The sequence below is a fragment of the Microvirga arabica genome, from assembly GCF_016811235.1.
Taxonomy (GTDB): Bacteria; Pseudomonadota; Alphaproteobacteria; order Rhizobiales; family Beijerinckiaceae; genus Microvirga; species Microvirga arabica.
This window is the reverse complement of record NZ_JAFBID010000004.1, coordinates 13,107-33,058: the sequence shown is the minus strand read 5'-3', so window position 1 is coordinate 33,058 and position 19,952 is coordinate 13,107. Positions and strand designations below refer to the sequence as shown.

The window sequence follows — 19,952 nt, the reverse complement described above, 5'->3', positions numbered from 1 at the left end:
GAACATCAAGTTCAATCGATCGTTTGCACACGTTCCTCAAGCCTGTTGGTTAACCAGCTAGGGAGAGCAGAGCTTCCTCTACGCGTCAGAAAATGGCTTATGATACAAGGATCTGGCGCCAATCGGCGCCCCAGCTGTCGGCTACGACGATGCTCAGAGCCGCTCCTCGCCTGCGCCGATTGCATTCTCTGTGAATGCTGCTTTGCAGAGTGCTAAACGGTCTCACCTCCCATTGTAGCAAGTCCTTGCTTTGCTTCTTCTTGCTCAGCTATAGCTCGGACTATCAATAACTTAGATTGAGGGTGCAAGCGTGGCTTTCGGCAGCAGGGCAGGGGAGTTCGATGAGGAGCCTCTGGTTCAGCGCACCTACGCTCTGCCGGAGCTGCCGTGGGAGCGCATCGCCGGCCGGCTCGAGCCGATCACCATTAGCATCCTGCGCTTCGATGCCCGCCTAGAAGCCTCCGGCCTGGCGGCCGGCTGGCAGTCCCGCTGCGACATGACTGAGGCCGTGCGCGCTCTGTTGCTCGACGGCCATCTTGTCGATGTGGGTGATCTGGTGCTGCACGATGCCGGCATGGATGTGCGTCATCCCACCCATGAGCTCACCCGCGCCGCCGCCGCCCTCCGCGCCCGGCGCACCGCCATGGCCCGCAAGGCGCCGTGGCCGCTGTCCATCGACGGCCTGGCCGCCCTGCGCGGCATCGGCCCCGTGGCCGAGGACAAGCCCACCCGGTCCAAGTGCAAGCGGCCGGATCCGGAGGATGAAGAAGCCTATCCGGCCTATGCTCATGATGCCGATCCGTGGAAAGCACACTTTGCCGAGATCGATGCCCTGCTCGAGCGCACCGGCAAGGTCTTGGCCGGCGAGACCCTGATCCCGAAGAGCCGCTCGCACTTGGTCTATGATCCCGATCAGGACGAGGCGGAAGCCGAGGACCTGTGGCTCGACGTGGTCAAGCGCACCAGCGGTTGGCCGGCGATTGCCGCGGCTGCGGTGGCGTGGAACGCGTGGCTCGATCTCAACCTCTACACCCGCCTGCCCTGGCTCGGCCTGATCATGGCCGCCGCCATCCTGCGGGCGAGGGGCCTCACCGCCCACCTGCTGCCGCTCGCCGCCGGCTTCAAGCAATCGAAGTTCCGGCCGCAGGGGAGGGAAGGGGCAGTCGAGAAGCTGGAGGGCTTTTGCCAGGTGCTGGAGGAGGCGCTTGCCATCGCTCACAAGGACCTCGACCGGCTGATCCTCGCCCGCGAGCTGATGAGCCGGGTCACGGCCAAGACCCGCTCCAACTCGAAGCTGCCGGAGTTGGTCGAGCTGTTCCTGTCGCGCCCGCTGGTGACGTTGCCGCTCGGGGCCAAGCTGCTCAAGGTCACGCCCAAGGCGGTTGACCTGATGCTGGCCCAGCTCGGGGGCGCCCTACCAAGAGAGCTCACCGGCCGCACCCGCTACAGAGCATGGGGGATCGTATAGCAGGGCACAGTCCCGAAGTTGGATCCGCTTTCGTACCGGCAGAATGCCGGCATACCCGGAGTGGACATGAGACAATCAGCCTAGTCGCGGCGACAAAGGTGCTTGGCTTACGCTGTGCCGTGTGCCAATCGTCGTTGTGCACCCCGCTCCAGGCTTAATCCATGATCATCCGCAAGACCCGCAATGTCTCGTGCAAGCCTGAGTTCGATGCTTTCATCGACAGCACGATAGCCTCTGGGCTCTATCGCGGCGCAAGCGAGGTCATACGAGCGGCTCTCCGGCTTCTTCATGAACGGGAACGCCGTGCGCAGCGGCAAACCAAACGGACGGCAAATGCGTCACCTCCAGGCCATTGAAGCCGGCGCTTCCGCACACCGCTTCCCCGATGGCGGACAGATGGCGAACCTCATTAATGACCACAATTGGGCATCATCTCCCGTCGGCCCGATGGAGCAATGGCCCGACTGCCTGACCTATCTGGTCGGGGTGATACTTGAGTCTAAAGCGCCGATGTTCCTTCTGTGCGGGCCAGAACGCATCTTCATCTACAATGATGCCTACATCCCGGTTCTCGGACAAAAGCACCCTTGGGCGCTTGGGCGAAGCCTCTTCGAGATCTGGCCTGAGGTCAGGAGCTTAATTGAGCCGGTCGTCGATCAAGCATACGCTGGCCTGTCCTCGTACTTCGAGGACCTTCCGGTGGTTCTACATCGCAGGGAGCAGCCGGAGCAGACCTATTTCACCTTCTCATACAACCCTGTCCGGGACAAAGCAGGGCAAGTTGCCGGCGCACTATGCACCCTGCAGGAAACCACCAGCAAGGTTCAGGCGGAGAAACGGCTGGAGTTCCTGCTCACCCTCACGGACCGCTTGCGGCGACTGACCGACCCGCTTGAGATAGTCCATGCTGCAGCTGAGATGCTGGGACAGCACCTCGGGGTCAGCCGGGTTGGCTATGGCGATGTGGACGGGACCGCCCGCTACTTCACCACACCTCGGAACTGGACTGACGGCACCGTCGAGCATCATGCCGGCACCCACGACCTGACAGCCTTTGGGCCGGAGATTCATTCCGCCTTGCAGCAAGGCGAGCCGTTGGTCGTGCGCGATGTCGCGACGGATCCTCGAACGAGCAGCCCAGGATCGCTGGCAGCGTTTGCCTATCTGCGGATTGAGGCGGCTGTCACGGTGAGCCTGATCAAGCACGGGCGTATGGCTGCCGCCCTTTACGTTCACAGCAGCGTTCCGCGCAATTGGACGGGCCCGGAGATCCGTCTCATTCAGGACGTGGCCGAGCGGACTTGGGACGCTGTTGAGCGTGCTCGCTCTGAGGCAGCCCTCCGTACGAGCGAGAGCCGGCTGCGGCTGGCGCTGGATGCCGGGCGTATGGCCGTGTGGGCGCATGACGCTACCACGGACACCATCACGACAACGCCGGAGTTAAACCGGCTCTTCGGCTATCCGCCTGAGGCTCAACTCGATGCGCCAGAGGTTCGCACCCACTACTATCCTGGCGACCGAGACCGGCTTGTGGCCGCCGTGACAGAAGCGATCAGGCGGGGCGAAAAGTTCTTTGAGGGCGAGTTCCGATTCTACCGTCTCGACGGTTCGCTTCGCTGGTTCCTGATACGTGCCGAGATGGACCTGGACTCGGATGGGAAGCTCTCCCGTTCGTTCGGGGTCCTTTTGGACATCACTGACCGCAAGGAGAACGAGCAGACCCTGCAGGAGCGTGAGCAGGAACTTAGAACTGCCCTGGAAGCGGGCTCGCTCGCCATCTTCGATGTCGACTATGTAGCGGGCGTGATCAAATCATCGCCGCGCCTGAATGTCCTCTATGGCTATCCTGCCAACCACCATCTCACCCTTGAAGATGTCTACGCCCGCTTCCATCCCGATGATGCCGAGCAGATCCAGAGCGAATTCCGCCAACTTCGGGAGGACCCGTCCATCCGCCAATTTGATTGGCCCCTGCGTCTCCTCCTGCCGGACGGGTCGGATCGGTGGATCCACGGACGCGGCGAGTACATCCGGGATGAGGCGGGCAGGGTACTCCGCTCCCGTGGCGTGGTCCTGGATGTGACGCAGCATAAGAAAGGCGAAGAGGCGAATGCCAGGCTGGCAGCAATCGTGTCCTCCTCACCTGATGCCATCATCTCGTTCGATGCCGCAGGTAAACGGATCCTGACCTGGAACAGGGGGGCTGAGGCGCTGTTCGGCTACACCGAGGCTGAGGCGGTTGGCCAGCCTGTGAACCTTCTGGTGCCGCCGGACCCTGTGACCGGGGAGAAGGTCAAGTCCGGTGCCTTCAACCAGACCATCGCCCAAGGGAGCATTCGCCTGGAAGCAAAGCGCCGCCGCAAGGACGGCTGCCTCCTTGATGTGTCGGTTCTGGCAACCCGGATGACGGATACCGATGGTCGGGTGATTGGGGCCGCAGCTATCTTCCGCGACATCACCGAGCGCAAGCGCTGGGAGGAGCACCAGCGCTTGCTGATCAACGAGTTGAACCATCGGGTGAAAAACACGCTCGCCACGGTTCAGTCGGTGGCTTCGCAGACGCTGCGCAACGCAAAGACAACGCAGGAGGCACAAAGGGGCATTGAGGAGCGTCTGATTGCCCTGTCCCTGGCCCATAACGTTCTGACGGAAGAGAACTGGGAGGGAGCAAGTCTCAAGGACATCGTCATGGGGGCTGTAGCCGCTTACAGGCATGAAGGTGAAAACCGTGTACAGGTCTCAGGTCCTGACGTGCGTCTGTCCCCTCAGATGGCGCTTGCTCTGGCGATGGCCCTTCATGAACTGGCGACGAACGCCGTCAAATATGGTGCCCTGTCAAACGAAACGGGCGAGATCCGGATCACCTGGGCTGTGAGTCCGGTAGCAAACGGATCTCACCTACATCTTGCCTGGACCGAGAGCGGTGGCCCGCCTGTTCCGGTCCCAACCCATCGTGGCTTCGGCACCCGCCTGATTGAGCGCAGTCTTGCCCAGGAGCTCCAGGGGAGGGTTCAACTTGCGTTTGAGCCGACTGGCCTGGTCTTCTCCCTCAAGGTTCCTATCCAAAGCGCGTGAGACCGGTCAGAAGCATTCCGCACGGTGCTGTCGCAACTCTTTCTTTCCTCACGCTGGGCTATGGCCTGCGCTGGCGGGAGAGGATGAAGCAGCCTGTTCAAGGGCAGGCAGTTTGATCGATCGGTAATTCTGCTCTGCGTGCGGTGGTATCTCACCTACAACTTGAGCCTGCGGGATCGCGAGGGGTGATGTCACATTGGTCCTGATGGGATTCCCCACCTTTTAACAAGCCGGATCTGAGTGTCTGCGCGGTCTGGGATCATGAAGAAGTGGGAAGCGCTCGGGTGGCCTCAGGGTCGAAGAGAGTGCCATGTCTGAGCATAGCGCAAGCCACGTTCAGGAGACGGGCGGCCACACTGCGCAGGGCGCGTGGATGAGAATGGCCGCGTTCGCGAAGTTGAGCATACCGGCTTCTGCTTGCCGCATCATGACGGCTCCCGGTATCGGCTCTCTGGTCGCGTTGGCCTATATCAGTGTCATCGACACACCAGACCGGTTCTCGAGCTCGTCCAGTGTAGGGGCTTACCTTGGCCTGACTCCACGACGATATCAGTCAGGCGAGATCGATCGAAGCGGTCGGATCTCCAAGTGCGGTGATCCATTGCCGCGCACGTATCTGTTTGAGGCGGCGGGCATCATTCTCAACCGCGTCTCGCGCTGGTCACCGATCAAGGCGTGGGGGACGCGCCTTGCCAGGAAGGGCAGCCCGCATGAGATAGTCACCCCAAGAGATCCGCCAGAGCTGGCGGTAGGATGTCCCTTGTTGGGACGAGGCAGCAGCCATCGCGTGGGCTCCGTTGCGGCCTGAGACCTGAACCTCAGGGAGCAGATTGACCGCGTATGCAACATGGCGAGGCTGAGGCCTCCGACCCCATCATGCGGCGGTGTCTGCCGACCGCGGAGAGAACCATGACCCAACAGGTGGTATCAGCCGAACTGACGGAAAGGGCCGCTCAAAGGGCTTGACCAAAACTCCCGGAATAAGAGAACAAAGCCCTTTGGCAGTGCACCCGCATAGCGGATGAGTCCCAGTTCGTGATTACCTTTTATCCGGGTGGTGGGGTTGGGGAGGGAAATGGAGGAGGGCGAGGTGAGCCCGTACATCTTCGATGCCTCCCGCACCAAGCCGGGGAAGTGGCTCGGCCAGTGGGAGCAGACAGGCCAGCGCTTCACCTAGACGTTCCCGGATCAGAGTATGTGGATTGAGGGAAACCTCCAGGGATTAGGTCAGCCGACGGCGCGCCTCGTAGCCACCGAGATCTCCGGCACTCGGCAGCAAAGACCACCAACTGCACCTTCCGATACCCGACCGAAGGTCTGGACAGCATCCCTCAGGTCCGGTGGCAATCGGTCATCCCGAAGGAGTCTGCTGGTGCTGGACAAGCTTCCAGCCCACGCCGTCGGACCGGTACGTCGAGGTGCAGAGGGCCCGGTAGGGGTTGGCCCCCTCGCGGTAGCCCATCGCCCTGTATCCAAGCACCACGAGGGTATCGCAGGGCCTGCCGACGGTACGGTCGGCCATGTCAACGGACGCCCAGCGCGGGGCATCCCTGAGGCTCTCGAGGATCTCCCCCGCCCGCATCACTCCCATTCCCGGAAACGCCATCAGGCACTCAGGGTCTAAATGGTTTTCATAGAACGAGGGTCCTTCAAGCCAAAACCGCTCCTCGAGACCCCATGTGTCATCTGCGGTCATGATCTCCAAGCCCTGGTTGCGACCGTCCATGATGATGGGTACGGCTCGCTGGATCTTCAAGCGTATTACCGGAGTTGGCTTCCTCGGTGCGCTGATCCCGCGCGAACGGACGGCTCTCGTCACGGCCAATGCCTTGAGGCGCAAAGCTATCCTGCATGACCCATATGCCCGCCCCTCTATGGCGGAGAAGGCGTGAGCCTCTGGGCACGCGTCCCGGACGAGGGTTCTGTCGCAATTTCCACCCGGGGCAGGAAGATCCTAGCGCAGGTCGTATCCACTTATGCGGCGAGCCGCTCGAACTGCTCGGCGAGCGATGATTGCTGAGTGCAGACGTATTTCGCCTGTCCCTTCCGTAACATGTGGATCATCTCGATGCCACCAAGGATCGCCCGAGCACTTTTCACTGATTTGAACCCAAGCATTGGGCGAATCCGCCGTTTGACAGCACGATGGTCCTGCTCAATGCGGTTGTTGAGATAAGCGCTTTGTCGAACCTTTATCGGCTTAAGCGGGCAGTTTGATGGATCCCGCAAACGGTTCTCGGTATCGCACGACAGGATTGCTTCATAGTTGGTTTGGCTGCCGTCGATGACGATCCGCTCAGGTCTACCATGCCGCTTGAGCGCCATGCGCAAGAAGCGCTTGGCAGCCGTGAGGTTCCGGCGCTCGCTGAACCAGAACTCGATTGTATCGCCATCGCTGTCAATCGCCCGGTACAAATACATCCACCGTCCGCGCACTTTGACGTACGTCTCATCGACGTGCCACTTCAGGCTGACGGCTCGCTTACGTCGGTTAAATTGCTCCAGCAAAAGCGGGGCGTAGTGGACCGTCCAGCGATGGATGGTGGCATGATCAACTTCAATGCCTCGTTCGGCCATCATCTCTTCCAGGTTCCGGAGGCTCAGGCTATAGGCCAGATACCACCGGACGCACAGCAGGATCACTGAGCGATCGAAATGACGGCCTTTGAACATCATGCACCTCCGGAGTTGACCGAAGGCATAGACCGAACTGAATTACTTATGGGTTTGCGACAGTTCCCTCGATCTTGGTCAACCTTCAGCTAATGCGACGGTGCCGCCTCGACTATCATGTTAGCCAGAACCGGATGACGAGGCTGACTGCTCCCGTCGTGCCGACGCCCGCGGACCAGAGGCCAACGAACCACAGCCAGTGCCTGACAGCGGAGCCCTGTTCGAGATCTTTGGTCATCAGTGATATCCCTCGTGTCCGGTCTTGCCGCGGAACACCCAGTACGAGTACCCGGTATAGGCAAGGATGATCGGGATCAGCACGCTTGCGCCCACCAGCATGAACTGGAGGCTCACGTTCGGTGCCGCAGCCTCGTGGATGGTGACCGCGTTCGGGACCACGTACGGGAACATGCTGACGCCGAGCCCGAGCAGGCAGAGGGCGAACAACCCCAACGTCAGCAGGAACGGCCAGTACTCCCAGCGACGCACCAGGCTCACCAGCAGCGTTCCCGAGCACAGGCCCACCAGCAGCGGTACCTGGGCCGTGAACAGCACCTGCGGCCAGGCGAACCAGCGCTCATAATAGGCTCCGCTGAGGAACGGCGTCGCCGCGCTGACCAGCCCGATGCACGCGATCAGCCCAATGGCGAGCTTGCCGGCGAGGCGGTAGCTGTGGATCTGAACCATGCCCTCCGTCTTCATCACCAGCCATGTGGCGCCGAGCAGGGCATAGCCGACCACGAGGCTAGCCCCGACCAGGAGGCTGAACGGCGTCAGCCAGTCCCACCAGCCGCCGGCGTAGGAGCGTCCCTCGACCGCGATGCCCTGGAGCAGGGCGCCAAGCGTGATGCCCTGTGCCAGAGTGGCGACAATCGAGCCTGTTGTGAAGGCGAAGTCCCAGTAGCGACGGTGGCCGGGATCGCGCCAGCGGAACTCGAAGGCGACGCCGCGGAAGATCAGCGCCAGCACCATGGCGATGATCGGCGCGTAGAGCGCGGGCAGGATGATCGCGTAAGCGAGCGGGAAGGCTGCCATCAGGCCGCCGCCGCCGAGCACGAGCCAAGTCTCGTTGCCGTCCCAGACGGGCGCGACCGAGTTCATGGCGCTGTCGCGCTCGGGTCCCGGCTGGAAGAACGGGAACAGGATGCCGATGCCGAGGTCGAAGCCGTCCATCACCACGTAGGCGAAGACCGCAAACGCGATGACGAAGGCCCAGAGGGTCGGGAGATCGAAGAGGGTTGCCATGGCTTACACCTCCGCGCCGAGGGTGCGGGCCGGGTTGACTGAAGGGGCCGGGGTGATGCCGGCGGTGCGGATGGGATGGTCGGGGCCGGCCTCGGGCCCGGTCTCGCCCGGATGCGGGGCCTTGCCCATCAGCTTGAGGATGTATCCAGTGCCCGCGCCGAACACGATGAAGTAGACGACGATGAAGGTCAGCAGCGACGCGGCGACAGCCGGGGCTTCGAGCGGCGAGGCCGACTGTGCCGTCCTGAGCAGGCCGTAGACGGTGAAGGGCTGCCGCCCGACCTCGGTGGTGACCCATCCGGCGATCACCGCCACAAAGCCCGCAGGACCCATGGCCAGCGCGAGCCAGTGCAGCGGGCGCCAGTCGTAGAGCCGGCCGCGGAAGCGCGCCCACAGGCTGAGCAAGCCAAGAGCCAGCATCGCGAAGCCCAGGCCCACCATGATGCGGAAGGACCAGAAAACCACGGGCACGTAGGGCCAGTTGGCACGGCCGACCGTGTCGAGTCCGTTCATGGGCGCGTTCAGATCGTGCTTGAGGATGAGCGAGGATGCCTTCGGGATTGCGACGGCGTTGCGCACCGTGCCTGCCTCCTGGTCGGGGATGCCGAACAGGATCAGCGGTGCGCCGTCCGGGTGGCTCTCGAAATGCCCCTCCATCGCCATGACCTTGGCGGGTTGGTGCTCAAGCGTGTTGAGGCCGTGCATGTCGCCTGCAAATATCTGGAGCGGGGCGACAACACCCACCATGCCCATGGCCATCGAGAACATCACCCGGGCGCCCATGTTGGCGCGCTCGCGCAGCAGATGCCAGGCGCCGACGCCGCCAACGACGAGGGCGGTCGTGAGGTAGGCTGCCATGACCGTGTGGACGAGGCGGTAGGGGAAGGACGGGTTGAAGATGATAGCCCACCAATCCTGTGGCACGAACTGCCCGGCCTCGTTGATCGTGTAGCCGACCGGCGTCTGCATCCATGAGTTGGCGGAGAGGATCCAGAAGGCCGAGATGAAGGTGCCTATGGCGACCGCAAGGGTCGCGGCGAAGTGCAGCTTGCGGCCGACGCGTCCCATGCCGAACAGCATGATGCCGAGGAACCCCGCCTCCAGGAAGAAGGCGGTCATGACCTCATAGGCCATCAGCGGCCCAATCACCGGCCCGGCCTTGTCGGAGAACACCGCCCAGTTGGTGCCGAACTGGTAGGACATGACGATGCCCGAGACCACGCCCATGGCGAACGCCAGGGCGAAGATCTTGAGCCAGTACTTGAACAGGTTGAGGTAGACCTCACGCCCGGTCCACAGCCACAGCCCCTCCAGCACAGCGAGATAGCTCGCAAGCCCAATGGAGAACGAGGGGAAGATGAAGTGGAACGAGACCGTAAACGCGAACTGGAAGCGCGCCAGGAGGAGCGCGTCGAACTGGTCGAACATTTCTACTTCTCCTTGGGATCGTCGCGGCGGCTCTTCTTCGATCCTGGCACGACGAAGAGGCGATCCTTCATCTCCAGGATCTTCTGCACCTTCGAGCCGAGCGTCAGGAGTTGGACGAGGCGTTCGGTATCGAGGCGCTGCACGTCGGCATACCAACCGGTGAGAAGCTCAAAGAGATCGTGCATCTCCCGCATGCGCTCCTGCGCATGGCGCTCCTCGGCGCTGGCGGGCTCCTGCATGAGCACCTCGCGCAGGAGCGTCATGGTCGGGTCGATCTCCCGCTTTTTGCGCTCCTCGACGAGTGTGCGGACAATCTGCCAGATGTCGTCGGGCGTCGAGAAGTAGTCGCGCCGGTCACCAGGCTTGTGCTGGAGCCGCACCAGGTTCCACGCCTGCAGCTCCTTGAGGCCCATGCTCACGTTGGAGCGGGAGACGCCAAGCCGCTCCACGATGTCCTCGGCGTTCAGTGGCTCCTTGGACAGGTAGAGCAGTGCATAGATCTGACCGACGGTGCGGTTGATGCCCCAGCGAGAGCCCATTTCGCCGAAGTGAAGCACGAAGGTCTGGACGAGGGGAGGGAGGTTCACGGGATCTCCTGAACTTTCAGAATTTACTGAAATATCGGCACGGATTGATCTACGTCAAGTGGCACGCCTATGGAGCTTCCCCACCCACTCTTGATCTTCGTCTGTCAGCGTACACAGTAGTGTGACTCGCCGTGGTTCTACAGGCACGCTAACTATCGCTCGTAATGCTTGGCTCTACCGGCACTTTCTTTTAAGTATCTGCCTAGCTGAGCAGATCTAGTTCCGGCATAGATTATCGCGGTTGACGGGACGATCCGGCGCTGAGGCCGCGACATGTTGGTTCGGAGCCGGCAATCCTCGTAGGATACCCGAGATGAGTTCCTCTCAGACAATAAGGTTGCTGAGCGAAGAGGTGAAGCTTGCCCCGGATATGACAGCTCTGATCCGACCGTATGCGGAAAGATCGTTCCTTTTACACCCCGGAGCTATGTTGAATGTCCGCTCATACAGTGAACAGTTAGTGTTCGCAAAGGACAGGGATCAGCAGAGAAGATCTGAAGCCACCCTTCTGGCAGTTGCTATCATACTGTCGGGAAGAGCAGGGGGGGTGCAATCCGTGTATGGGTGTAATAGCACATTCCGCGACATTACGCTCTGATCTGTTAGATGCATTCGCGCTTCGACGAGTTTCGTGCAACACCCCTCGGGCAGCAGCTTGAAGCGCTGGCGAACGCCCCCGAGCGCTACCTTGAGTACGCAGCCCTGTCGCGCGTGGGCGTGCCGGCGATCGCCGCCATCGTGCATGATCTCCAAACGCATTTCCCGGAGATAGCCGGCAATCAGGCCGCGCGTCAGTTCTGCGGCGCCGCCGTCGCGGAGGTAATGCGGCTCCACCATCATGACGTACTCCGCCCCCGCGGCCGCGTCCCTGGCGACCTGTTCACCTACGGCGCTATATGGACACCGCTGCCCCGGCGCCTGCCATTTCCCGAACTGCTCGCAGCGCTGCGCGCCCTCCCAGATGAGATTGGGAGGCGCTTCGCGGCTGTTCGGTTCGCGCGGCGTCGCGACCGCCCGGTAGGCACGGGCCTGTCCGCAGTCGAGTACCTCTGTCACCTCCGCGACCTCGACGCTGTCTATGCCGAGCGCGTGAGGCTGGTGCTTGCAGAGGATCTGCCGGAGCTCCCCTCCGTAGATGGTCTCGCGATGGCGACCGAACGCGGCTACGCCACCCAGAACCCTGAAGCGGCGCTGGCCGCCCTCGGCCGTGCCCGTGCGGCGCTTCTCCGCCTGCTGGAGAAAACGTCGCCCGTGCAGCGGCAACGCACGGGCCTGCGCGACGGTGTCCGCCGCGTGACGCTTCTCGAGCTTGTCGAGGAGATTCACCGACATGACCGGACGCACGTCCAGGAGATGAACGAACTCGCCGCCGAGATGGGCGGCTTGGAAATGGAGATGGAATGATGGCACCTGTCCTGCTGATTCACGGCCTGTTCGGATCACTGAGTGATCCGAGGATCCTCGAGGCCTTCGGCGACACAGGGGTGCTCGCGCCAGACCTCCTCGGCTATGGCGCACACCGCAACAATGCTCCGGCGACCTGGACGCTGGACGATCAGGCCGGCCACGTGGCGGCCTGGCTGCGTGAGCGCGTCGACGAGCCGGTGCACGTGGTCGGCCACTCGGTCGGCGGCGCCGTGGCGGTGCTGTTTGCCCACCACAATCCGGGGCTGGTACGTTCGCTCACAAGCGTGGAGGGAAATTTCACACTCCGTGATGCGTTCTGGTCGCAAAAGATCTCAACTCAGACTATCTCCGAGGTCGAAGCGGAGGTCAGCGATTTCCACGCCGATGTCGCGGCTTGGCTTGCCCGGTCGGGTGTGCCGCCAACGCCTTGGGCAATTGCGACGGCAACGGCCTGGCTCGACAACCAGCCCGCTTCGACACTCCGCACCCAAGCCCGCGCTGTGGTCGCCGCGACGGGCGCACCGGCATACCTCGGCGGTGTGGGTAAGCTGCTGGCGGCGGGATTGCCCATTCATTTGATTGCCGGCGCCCGCGCGCGGAGGGGTTGGAACGTGCCCGATTGGGTTGTTCAAAGGGCTGCAAGCAACACTGACATGCCTGATACGGGTCACCTCATGATGCTCGAAGCGCCGGAAGCGTTTGCCCAGATGGTGCTCGCAAATCTGATGGGCTGAAGCATCGCCCGGTCGCCCACCCAGCAGTGCTCCCGCACCCTGCGGCCAATTGTGCTATCTCCATTTGCTCGACAGTGCATTCCGATAACTGGTGCGCAAGCCCGAATGGAGACATCATGGAGAGGGCCGGAGATGTCTCGGTCGTGCAAAATTATCATGCTGCTGCCGATGAGGACTGTGCATTCACCTGCGATAGGGAGAGTCATGTCCTTTCCGCGGCACCAGCGGGAGGAGCCCTCCGAACTGGCCGCCACAGGGGGGCGCCACTGGCGAGATACACGCCTAGGGACACGGCCAGAATGCCAGCCCAGTCGCTCGGGGACGGCGTCTCCTCCAGAATGAAGATCGCCAGCAGTGCCGCCATCGCCGGAACGAGTGCCCCGAATGCCGCCCCCGCCGATGCACCAAGGATTGTTATCGCTTTGCCGAACAGGTAGAGTGAGAGGATTGTCGCCACAATACCTTGGAACACCATCTGGAAAGCAATATCTTCTATGGGAGCCTGCATGAAGTGCAGGCCGTGGATTGTCAGGTAAATCGGAGTGAATCCCACGGCTGATCCGACCGCTACGATGGAAGCGGCGTGGAGCGGCGCCAGGGCCGCCTTGCGAAGGATGATCGTGTAGCACGCCCACATAAAGGCAGCGGTGAGGAACAGCAGATGCCCCAAGCTCCGCTGCTGACCCGGCAGGAACGCCGTGAGGCCCGCAATCGCGAGCACCCCGACACAGATGAGGCCATAGCCGGCCTTTCGCTGCGATGCAATCCTCTCCCGCAGCACCAGGGACGCGAGCATGGCCACGAACAGCGGCATGACACCCGGGGTGAGGACTCCGGCATCGGCGGCCGGAGCGAAGCTAAGGCCACTTGCAGCCACCAGCGAGTACGGAGCTCCTGCCCCTGCGATCATGATCAGAAGCTGCCACCATCTCAGGCGCTCGAGGGCCAAACCATGGCGGATCAACACGGGAAGAAGCAGGAGCCCTGCCGTGCCGAACCGCAGCATGGCGAGGTCGTACGGCGTCAGCGAGGTAGTCACGCTCAGGCGCGTGACCGGCATCCAGCCCGCCCAGATGCTCACGGCAGCAAGGCCGAACAGCGCCCCGGTAAGATAGCGCCGGCGATCAACTTTTGGATCAATGACCATCGATGTCATTGCCGGTCCTTCCATGAGCATCGCGGCTGTCAGCTGGAGCCTGGTCGCGGTCGTGCAGACCGTAGTCGCGGACGACACTAGCTATCCGCAGACGATAGTTGTCGAACACACCGTTGCGTCCCTTTGCCTGGGTCATTCGATGCCCGGGACGATTGCGCCACTGCCGCACCGCCTCCTCGTCGCGCCAGAACGACAGGGACAGGAGCTTTCCCGGCTCGGTGAGGCTCTGGAAGCGCTCGACGGAGATGAAGCCATCCATGGCCATGAGGTCGGAGCGCAGCGCCGCCGCGAGGCCGAGATAATCCCGCTTGCCCACATCCCCGTCGGGCCAGACCTCGAAGATCACCGCGATCATGGCTTGATCAGCTCCGCATGGGGCGCCGATGCGAGCCGCAGGAAGACCCGGCCCTCCCGGCGGATGAACTGCTCGCGCTTGGCGAATTCATAATTGGCGCGGCCTTGAGGGTCGTTCCTCAGGCGCTCGCGATAGGCCTCGTATGCGGCCAGGTCTTTGATGGTGTACACGCCGTAAGCCAATGTGCTGGAGCCCTCGTGCGGGGCATAATAGGCGATCAGGTCGGCGCCGCAGCGGGGAATCGCCTGGCCCCAATTGCGGGCATACTCGTTGAAGGCCTCCACTTTGAAGGGATCGATTTCGTAGCGGATGAAGCAGGTGATCATGCTCGGGCGCCCTCCTGAGGCACGTTAGAATTCTTGTCTACCTAATTGAGGGTCAGTATTGCTTCGGCTATGATCGAAGTATGAAAGAAGGTCCCGTCATTGCCGCTGTCTCCTAGCATGTGCGTAGCCATATAAAGGACCCAACTATGAATGAGTCATCTGGCGAGCGATGCATTTGACCCCGCAACAGATGGAGGAGCTCCATTTGGCGGCGAGGCTGCTGCTCGAGGAACAGCTCCCCCGAAATGGGATCGCCCTGCAGCTAGGGGCAGTCGCACCAGGGTCTGCCGGTAGGTCGTTAGCCTGGTCCAGGAGGACCCCGCAGCCTGGAGGATCGGCCCACTCCGGGACCATCGCCCCGCCTTGATGAGAAGGCTTGGGCTCGGCGGGCCGCACCTGGGTCGGGGTACCATGGCAGCCGGCTCTGCCACGGAGCGCGAGCCCTTCGACGGCCTCGCAGCCCTGATCGAGCGGAAGTTTGGGCGCGCTATCACCGCACTACCTGGAGCGGTCTCTCAAAGCGCACGCCTTTGGCGTGTTGCGCCTTACCACAACGATTCAGGAGCGCGATGGGCGGCACTCGAGAAAGGTGCAGCGGGATCACTCCGGTGTTCCAGCGGGTAGGCAAGCGACGCGAGGTGTCGAGCATCGCAGCGATCTCGCCGTATGGAAGCCTTTATGTTCGTCACTTCCGCACGTGCATCTCAGCGATTCTGTTGGCTCGGCTCTGCACTCTTTACGGAGACGGATAGGCATGCCCTTGCTGGCGGCCTCGGATCGGCTCAACGCGCATCGATCACGACCCATTACCTACAGCATGGACCATCCGCAGGGAGCTGCCGTGACCTGCCTGCCAGTCTATGCATCCGGGCCTAATACGGAGGAGCGGTGCAATGCGTTCTTTGAGCGAGCCATAGAGACGGTATTGCCTGGATCAGCCGCAGATCCCCGCCGGTTGACGCGCCGCGAGTTCAGCCGCCTGCAGCATCGACCTGAGATGATCGCCGGCTTTTCTCTACGCTCAGGCAAATCCGTTGCAAGACTTCCGTGAAAATCATTAGGATATAGAACGTTCATCGATGGCCGGCAGTGGCCTCTTCGGCCCGTGTCCCTAAGGTTTACGGCTCACTGGAGCTTCCTCAAGCTAGCTCCTACGCCTGACATCAATGCTTCCACACAAGCAACGAGTGAATCGCAGGCGTGTTCTATGGGAAGCTGCGTCGTTCAGCGGACGTCGAGATTGGTGGTAGCCAAGGACCATGCTCCTCAACTCAGACTCAGCTTGTCCAGCCTGATCACGACTGATCAAAACTGGCATTCGGTAGCAAAAACCACCAGACCTGATCCTGCCCGTTGGGTCGTCTCCGACACCATTTCTGGCGTTGGACAAAGTGAACGTTGAGGAGGAGCCGAAACAAAAGCGCGCGGAACGGCTCAGCGAGATCGGGGAGTTGAAACTCAGGATCGGGACTACAAGGAAGCAGGTTGCCGTGATCGGCGAGGTGATCGCGCGCTATGGCTCGGCGCAGAAGGAACTACTGGTTGTCAGGGCCGAGCGGAAGCGCACCAGACAAGAGGCTCAGCTTCGGTATCAATTGGCTCGTCTCAATAAGACCGCTGCGAGTCTTGAGGCACTGTGTGAGACTGGGTAGCCTGCGTCCTCGGCTGACTGTGCAAACCGGATTGCCTTGAAGCACAGAGTAGCAGATGACCCAGGCCTCCCCCGTTTCGTGGCGCACGTCTCAGCCGCCCTGAACGCACTAAAGAAGCGCTAACGCGTGAACCAGGTCGGAACCACTGATGGCCTTAGGCTCCTCTGGCAAATCTCAACATAGCGCTGTAGTGCTTACGGATCGAGTTTCGAGCGGCCGCCCCTTTGAAGAGCCACGTTTCAGCCCATTGAAGATCATCGTCCCGAGTGGCATTTTGCCGATGGGTTTGGAACCGTTCAGGAGGGTTGATCTGTCATGCCGCGTGAACACGCGCCGATCCTGGCCAACCGGGCCGGGCGATATACTGAGGCCCTTCCGATCACCCGGCTGCTCCCCCATTTCCAGTGCGTGTGGATGAGTTCAGTCGCCGTGGACCATTTAGGACCTGTCGCCGTCGTCCCGGACGGCTGCGTCGATCTCCTCTGGCGGGACGATCGGTTCACGGTTGTGGGTCCTGACATCACTGCTGCGACCCCGGAACTGGGACCAGGCGCTATCGTTCTCGGCATTCGCTTCAGACCAGGATCCGCAGCCAAGTGGTTGGGACAGCCTCTGACGGGGATCGTCGGGCGGGAAGTCCCAATGACAGAGTTCTGGGGCAGCGAGGCCGACCGCGTCGCGGATAGGATCAGAGCGGCGTCTTCGACGAGAGACAAGCTCCGTGTCCTGCAGGAACTTCTGGCCGCCGAGGCACTGAGGGTGGAACACCCGCGCCAGGAGGCAAAGATGATCTTCGAGTTCCTCAGGGCCGGCGCGAGTGTCGGAGGGCGCCAGATCAAGGCGCTGCGCGAACGCCTTGGGGTCAGCGAGAGGACCTTGCGACGCCTGTGCCATGAGCTTTTCGGCTACAGCCCGAAGACCCTCGACCGGATCCTGCGCTTTCAGAGGTTCCAGGCTCTCGCGCGAACGGAAGCGGATGAGGGGCTGGCCCTCCTCGCGTTCCGTGCCGGGTATGCCGATCAAGCCCACCTCACGCGCGAGATCCAGTCCCTCTGCGGGATGACGGCAAGCGAGCTCGTGCACCAGTTGGCAGCTTGACTGGCCGTTTTGTTCAAGACGGCTCCTCCCGACACTGCCATGATGTGATCCAGCGGCCGTCCCGATGTCGGCCGTACATGGAGCGGAGGACGAATGAGACCACGTATTTCGGTGTTGACGCTTGGGGTTGAGGATCTGGAACGGGCTGTTGCGTTCTACCGCGACGGTCTCGGGCTGTCGACCGATGGTATCGTCGGCAAGGAGTTCGAGCACGGAGCCGTTGCCTTCTTTGACCTTCAGTCCCAGGTGAAGCTGGCCGTGTGGGCTCGCGCCGATCTTGCCCACGACACGGGATTGCCGCAGACGGCTCCGTGCCCGACGGGTTTCACGATCGGGCACAACGTCACCCGCAAGGATGAGGTGGACGAGGTCATGGAGCAAGCCCGGAAGGCTGGGGCCAGGACCCTCAAGCCCGCCCAAGGCACGTTTTGGGGCGGCTATGCGGGCTACTTCCAGGATCCCGACGGGCACGTCTGGGAGATCGTGTGGAACCCTGCTTTCGTTCCCGTGGACTCAGTCTGGCTCCTGTCCTGACGAGCGGCCGCTGCCGGATCACCTTCCCAGATCAATTCCGGCGGCCTGTTGCCCTGCCAGGAGCCGCACAGGTACCGCGACGTTGGCAATCCGAGCTCCTGTGCGAGCATTGATCGGCTCTGCGCCCCATTGCTCATCCGCCGCGCCTCTTCCTTCCACGCGAGATCGGCGACGTACCAGACGAGATGCCGGGTCGAGAAACGGTGATGGAGGATCGACCGAGGCGCTACAGCCGGGGTGGCCGGCGGAGCTGGTCGGGGTTGCGCAGCCGGCTAGAGCACTGCCTCTGGGGCGGGTAGCTCGGAGCCCAGGGATGGGTGCGGGCGCACGGTATTGTAGTGGCGCCTCTGTTTCGATCACAATCTGAGCCCCCTTGAGCGTATTGAAGATTTCGCCTTTTAGCAGTTTATCCGGGAGCTAACTTCGGTCACACCGGGCTGCCTCGGCTACCGTGCGGCCTTGCGCCGTCAGCACATCCACCTGCCGCAGCTTAAAACGATTTCCTCAGCCGTGTGTCTCTTCTTGCTCATCCTCTCGTCCTCCCTTCGGCTCGAAAGCCATACATCAGGGAGCACCACCTTTGTGGAGGCAGGCCACAATAGCGGATATGCATTCTGGGATTCTCCCACAGCAGCACCGTGCCGCGTTACAAGTGCGTCTCGCTGAACCACCTCCATCATGCCACACGATGCCCTACAGAATAAATGTTACTAAGCAACATTTATTCTGTAGGGCATCGTCAAGCTGGTATCCGTTCATTCTGCTAAATGCCTGCTGTTTCTGTGCGTTACTCGCAGTCTGTGATGCCTCCCATAAGTGTGGAACTGTCTCGCAAGAGGCGGCAACCCTGCGCTCGGAAAGCAGCTGCCGACCAATCCTGGCTCAGGCAGGAGCCGGAAGTCCAGCCAAACGGCACGAGCGATGGTCTAGGCCGGAAAGCAACAGCGCCCGGTGATGATGGGTCGGTCCATTCCGCAATCCCCAAACTGAGGTCCTGTCCAAAGAGTTGGCGCCAATCTGAGTAAAAAAATTTTACTTAAATAAAAATCTATGCAACAGTCGAGCTTATGGACATCAACGACCAACCCCTCAACGCGCTCTCTGACTCCTCCGGGCAAGCTCGTGAGGTGCTGGTGTCGAATCTCGGTGCCCTGATCCGCCAAGAGCGCCAGAAGCGGGGCCTTACTCTTGTTCAAGCTTGCGAGCGGGCCCGCATCTCGCCAGCCTTCCTTTCCCTGGTGGAACGAGGCAAGGCGACGCCCTCCCTGGGAAGTCTCGCCGGTATTGCCGAGGCGCTTGAGCTGCCGGTCTCGACCTTCGTTCAGATTGGTCTGAATGCGGATGCAGTCACCCGCGCCGGCCAGCGCGCCCGGTTCTCAATTGGCGACTCTGCACTGCGTTACGAGCGCCTCTCGACTGTTTTTCCGGGACAGCAGATTGACGCCGTGATGATCCACGTTCCGCCGGGATACCGGGCGGAGACCATCTCTCACACGGGCGAGGAGTGGATCTACGTGGTGTCTGGGGAACTCCAGCAGTCCATTGACAAAACCACGGTCGTGCTCGGCCCCGGAGATACCTGCCACTTCCGTGGCGATAGCCCCCATTCCTATGCCAACCGGGGCAAGGACCTCGCGACCCTGATCTGGGTTGGCACGGTGCCTGTTTTTCGCAATGGCGACCAGCCGCAAGGCATCCATCCCTGAGGACGAACCATGAAAGACGTGATCCAGCTCGCGATGAACGTGCAGAATGCCTGGGCGGCGTCCCAGCAACCTTCCGCCATTCTGGAAGCGGCCGGTGAGGCCTTCGATGAGGCCGTGGGGCACAAGCTTTATACCGTCACGCGCATGCTCGCAGGCGGACGCGAGGTGGAGCGGATCTACTCGACCAACCAGGATGTCTATCCGGTCGGCGGCCGCAAGCCGGTGCTGCCGAACGCCTACACCCAGCGCGTGCGAGGCGAGATGAAGCCGTTCCTGGCCAAGACGCCGGCCGGTTTCGCCCCACTCTTTCCCGACCACGAGACCATCACGGGCCTTGGCCTGGGCTGCGTGATGAACCTCCCGATCATTTTCGGTGGGGCGGTGCTCGGCACCGTGAATCTGCTCGACCGCGAAGGCGCCTATGAAGAGCGTCACGTCGACATGGCCATGATCATCGCAAGGCAGATCCTGCCGGTCCTCCTGGAGCAGGCTGCTTAAAGATTGAGGG

19 protein-coding genes and 3 pseudogenes are annotated in these 19,952 nt (G+C 61.9%); 12 read left to right on the top strand and 10 right to left on the bottom strand.

Annotated features, from left to right (window positions below):
* Positions 1 to 310 precede the first annotated feature (310 nt).
* The 5 genes and pseudogenes from JQC81_RS03240 to JQC81_RS34610 form a co-directional block, all read left to right on the top strand.
* Entirely contained in the window at positions 311 to 1,468 is a 1,158-nt protein-coding gene (locus tag JQC81_RS03240; RefSeq protein ID WP_312887465.1) for an RHE_PE00001 family protein, read from the top strand.
* Positions 1,469 to 1,629: 161 nt separating this feature from the next.
* Positions 1,630 to 1,824, top strand: coding sequence for a type II toxin-antitoxin system ParD family antitoxin (locus JQC81_RS03235; RefSeq protein WP_203270281.1), 195 nt, complete (start codon positions 1,630 to 1,632; stop codon positions 1,822 to 1,824).
* Positions 1,802 to 4,543 carry a PAS domain S-box protein gene (locus tag JQC81_RS03230; RefSeq protein ID WP_203270280.1) on the top strand — a complete coding sequence of 914 codons (2,742 nt, stop codon included), beginning with the start codon at positions 1,802 to 1,804 and terminating at the stop codon, positions 4,541 to 4,543. Before JQC81_RS03235 ends, JQC81_RS03230 begins: the two co-directional genes overlap by 23 nt.
* 93 nt (positions 4,544 to 4,636) lie before the next feature.
* Positions 4,637 to 4,720 (top strand): annotated as a pseudogene (locus JQC81_RS03225) (IS6 family transposase); the annotation flags it as partial.
* 238 nt (positions 4,721 to 4,958) lie between these two features.
* Positions 4,959 to 5,243 (top strand): annotated as a pseudogene (locus tag JQC81_RS34610) (transposase); the annotation flags it as partial.
* 651 nt (positions 5,244 to 5,894) lie between these two features.
* Here JQC81_RS34610 and JQC81_RS03215 read toward each other — a convergent pair.
* Positions 5,895 to 6,239 (bottom strand): hypothetical protein, encoded by a 345-nt coding sequence (locus JQC81_RS03215; RefSeq protein WP_203270279.1) that lies wholly within the window; start codon positions 6,237 to 6,239, stop codon positions 5,895 to 5,897.
* 28 nt (positions 6,240 to 6,267) lie between these two features.
* Here JQC81_RS03215 and JQC81_RS03210 point away from each other — a divergent pair, with 28 nt between their 5' ends.
* A complete protein-coding gene (locus JQC81_RS03210; RefSeq protein ID WP_203270278.1) occupies positions 6,268 to 6,435 on the top strand; it encodes a hypothetical protein in 168 nt (55 codons plus the stop codon).
* 82 nt (positions 6,436 to 6,517) lie between these two features.
* On the opposite strand, the gene JQC81_RS03205 is transcribed toward JQC81_RS03210, so the two are convergent.
* The 5 genes from JQC81_RS03205 to JQC81_RS03185 all read right to left on the bottom strand — a co-directional run bounded on the left by JQC81_RS03205 (position 6,518) and on the right by JQC81_RS03185 (position 10,476).
* A complete protein-coding gene (locus tag JQC81_RS03205) occupies positions 6,518 to 7,216 on the bottom strand; it encodes an IS6 family transposase (protein ID WP_203270277.1) in 699 nt (232 codons plus the stop codon).
* A gap of 115 nt (positions 7,217 to 7,331) precedes the next feature.
* On the bottom strand, positions 7,332 to 7,454 hold the full coding sequence (locus JQC81_RS03200; RefSeq protein ID WP_203270276.1) for a DUF2474 domain-containing protein: 123 nt from the start codon (positions 7,452 to 7,454) through the stop codon (positions 7,332 to 7,334).
* A complete protein-coding gene (gene cydB / locus JQC81_RS03195) occupies positions 7,454 to 8,461 on the bottom strand; it encodes a cytochrome d ubiquinol oxidase subunit II (RefSeq protein ID WP_203270275.1) in 1,008 nt (335 codons plus the stop codon). The genes JQC81_RS03200 and cydB overlap by 1 nt, the downstream gene beginning before the upstream one ends.
* A 3-nt stretch (positions 8,462 to 8,464) precedes the next feature.
* The gene (locus JQC81_RS03190) at positions 8,465 to 9,889 is read right to left on the bottom strand and encodes a cytochrome ubiquinol oxidase subunit I (protein WP_203270274.1); all 1,425 of its coding nucleotides are present in this window, start codon (positions 9,887 to 9,889) and stop codon (positions 8,465 to 8,467) included.
* Positions 9,890 to 9,891: 2 nt separating this feature from the next.
* The gene (locus JQC81_RS03185; RefSeq protein WP_203270273.1) at positions 9,892 to 10,476 is read right to left on the bottom strand and encodes a GbsR/MarR family transcriptional regulator; all 585 of its coding nucleotides are present in this window, start codon (positions 10,474 to 10,476) and stop codon (positions 9,892 to 9,894) included.
* A 606-nt stretch (positions 10,477 to 11,082) separates the two neighbouring features.
* On the opposite strand from JQC81_RS03185, the gene JQC81_RS03180 reads away from it, so the two are divergent.
* Positions 11,083 to 11,880 carry a DinB family protein gene (locus JQC81_RS03180; protein WP_203270272.1) on the top strand — a complete coding sequence of 266 codons (798 nt, stop codon included), beginning with the start codon at positions 11,083 to 11,085 and terminating at the stop codon, positions 11,878 to 11,880.
* A complete protein-coding gene (locus tag JQC81_RS03175; RefSeq protein ID WP_203270271.1) occupies positions 11,877 to 12,617 on the top strand; it encodes an alpha/beta fold hydrolase in 741 nt (246 codons plus the stop codon). Before JQC81_RS03180 ends, JQC81_RS03175 begins: the two co-directional genes overlap by 4 nt.
* A gap of 202 nt (positions 12,618 to 12,819) precedes the next feature.
* On the opposite strand, the gene JQC81_RS03170 is transcribed toward JQC81_RS03175, so the two are convergent.
* From JQC81_RS03170 to JQC81_RS03160, 3 genes are read right to left on the bottom strand one after another with little or no spacing between them, the layout of a single operon-like run.
* Complete coding sequence (locus JQC81_RS03170; protein WP_246520196.1) at positions 12,820 to 13,773, bottom strand: DMT family transporter; 954 nt, start codon at positions 13,771 to 13,773, stop codon at positions 12,820 to 12,822.
* Positions 13,754 to 14,128: an antibiotic biosynthesis monooxygenase family protein gene (locus tag JQC81_RS03165; RefSeq protein WP_203270270.1), complete on the bottom strand. Its 375-nt coding sequence runs from the start codon at positions 14,126 to 14,128 to the stop codon at positions 13,754 to 13,756. The genes JQC81_RS03170 and JQC81_RS03165 overlap by 20 nt, the downstream gene beginning before the upstream one ends.
* Entirely contained in the window at positions 14,125 to 14,454 is a 330-nt protein-coding gene (locus JQC81_RS03160) for an NIPSNAP family protein (protein ID WP_203270269.1), read from the bottom strand. Before JQC81_RS03160 ends, JQC81_RS03165 begins: the two co-directional genes overlap by 4 nt.
* A gap of 1,967 nt (positions 14,455 to 16,421) precedes the next feature.
* Between JQC81_RS03160 and JQC81_RS03155 the strand changes: the two genes are divergently transcribed.
* Positions 16,422 to 17,204: an AraC family transcriptional regulator gene (locus JQC81_RS03155; RefSeq protein WP_203270268.1), complete on the top strand. Its 783-nt coding sequence runs from the start codon at positions 16,422 to 16,424 to the stop codon at positions 17,202 to 17,204.
* 93 nt (positions 17,205 to 17,297) lie between these two features.
* Positions 17,298 to 17,738 carry a VOC family protein gene (locus JQC81_RS03150; protein WP_203270267.1) on the top strand — a complete coding sequence of 147 codons (441 nt, stop codon included), beginning with the start codon at positions 17,298 to 17,300 and terminating at the stop codon, positions 17,736 to 17,738.
* 278 nt (positions 17,739 to 18,016) lie between these two features.
* On the opposite strand, the pseudogene JQC81_RS03145 reads toward JQC81_RS03150, so the two are convergent.
* Positions 18,017 to 18,155: pseudogene (locus tag JQC81_RS03145) on the bottom strand (integrase core domain-containing protein); the annotation flags it as partial.
* A 716-nt stretch (positions 18,156 to 18,871) separates the two neighbouring features.
* Between JQC81_RS03145 and JQC81_RS03140 the strand changes: the two are divergent.
* Together JQC81_RS03140 and JQC81_RS03135 are read left to right on the top strand one after the other, a co-directional pair.
* Positions 18,872 to 19,444: a helix-turn-helix domain-containing protein gene (locus tag JQC81_RS03140; RefSeq protein ID WP_203270266.1), complete on the top strand. Its 573-nt coding sequence runs from the start codon at positions 18,872 to 18,874 to the stop codon at positions 19,442 to 19,444.
* Between the two features lie 9 nt (positions 19,445 to 19,453).
* Positions 19,454 to 19,942, top strand: coding sequence for a GAF domain-containing protein (locus tag JQC81_RS03135; protein ID WP_203270265.1), 489 nt, complete (start codon positions 19,454 to 19,456; stop codon positions 19,940 to 19,942).
* Positions 19,943 to 19,952 lie beyond the last annotated feature (10 nt).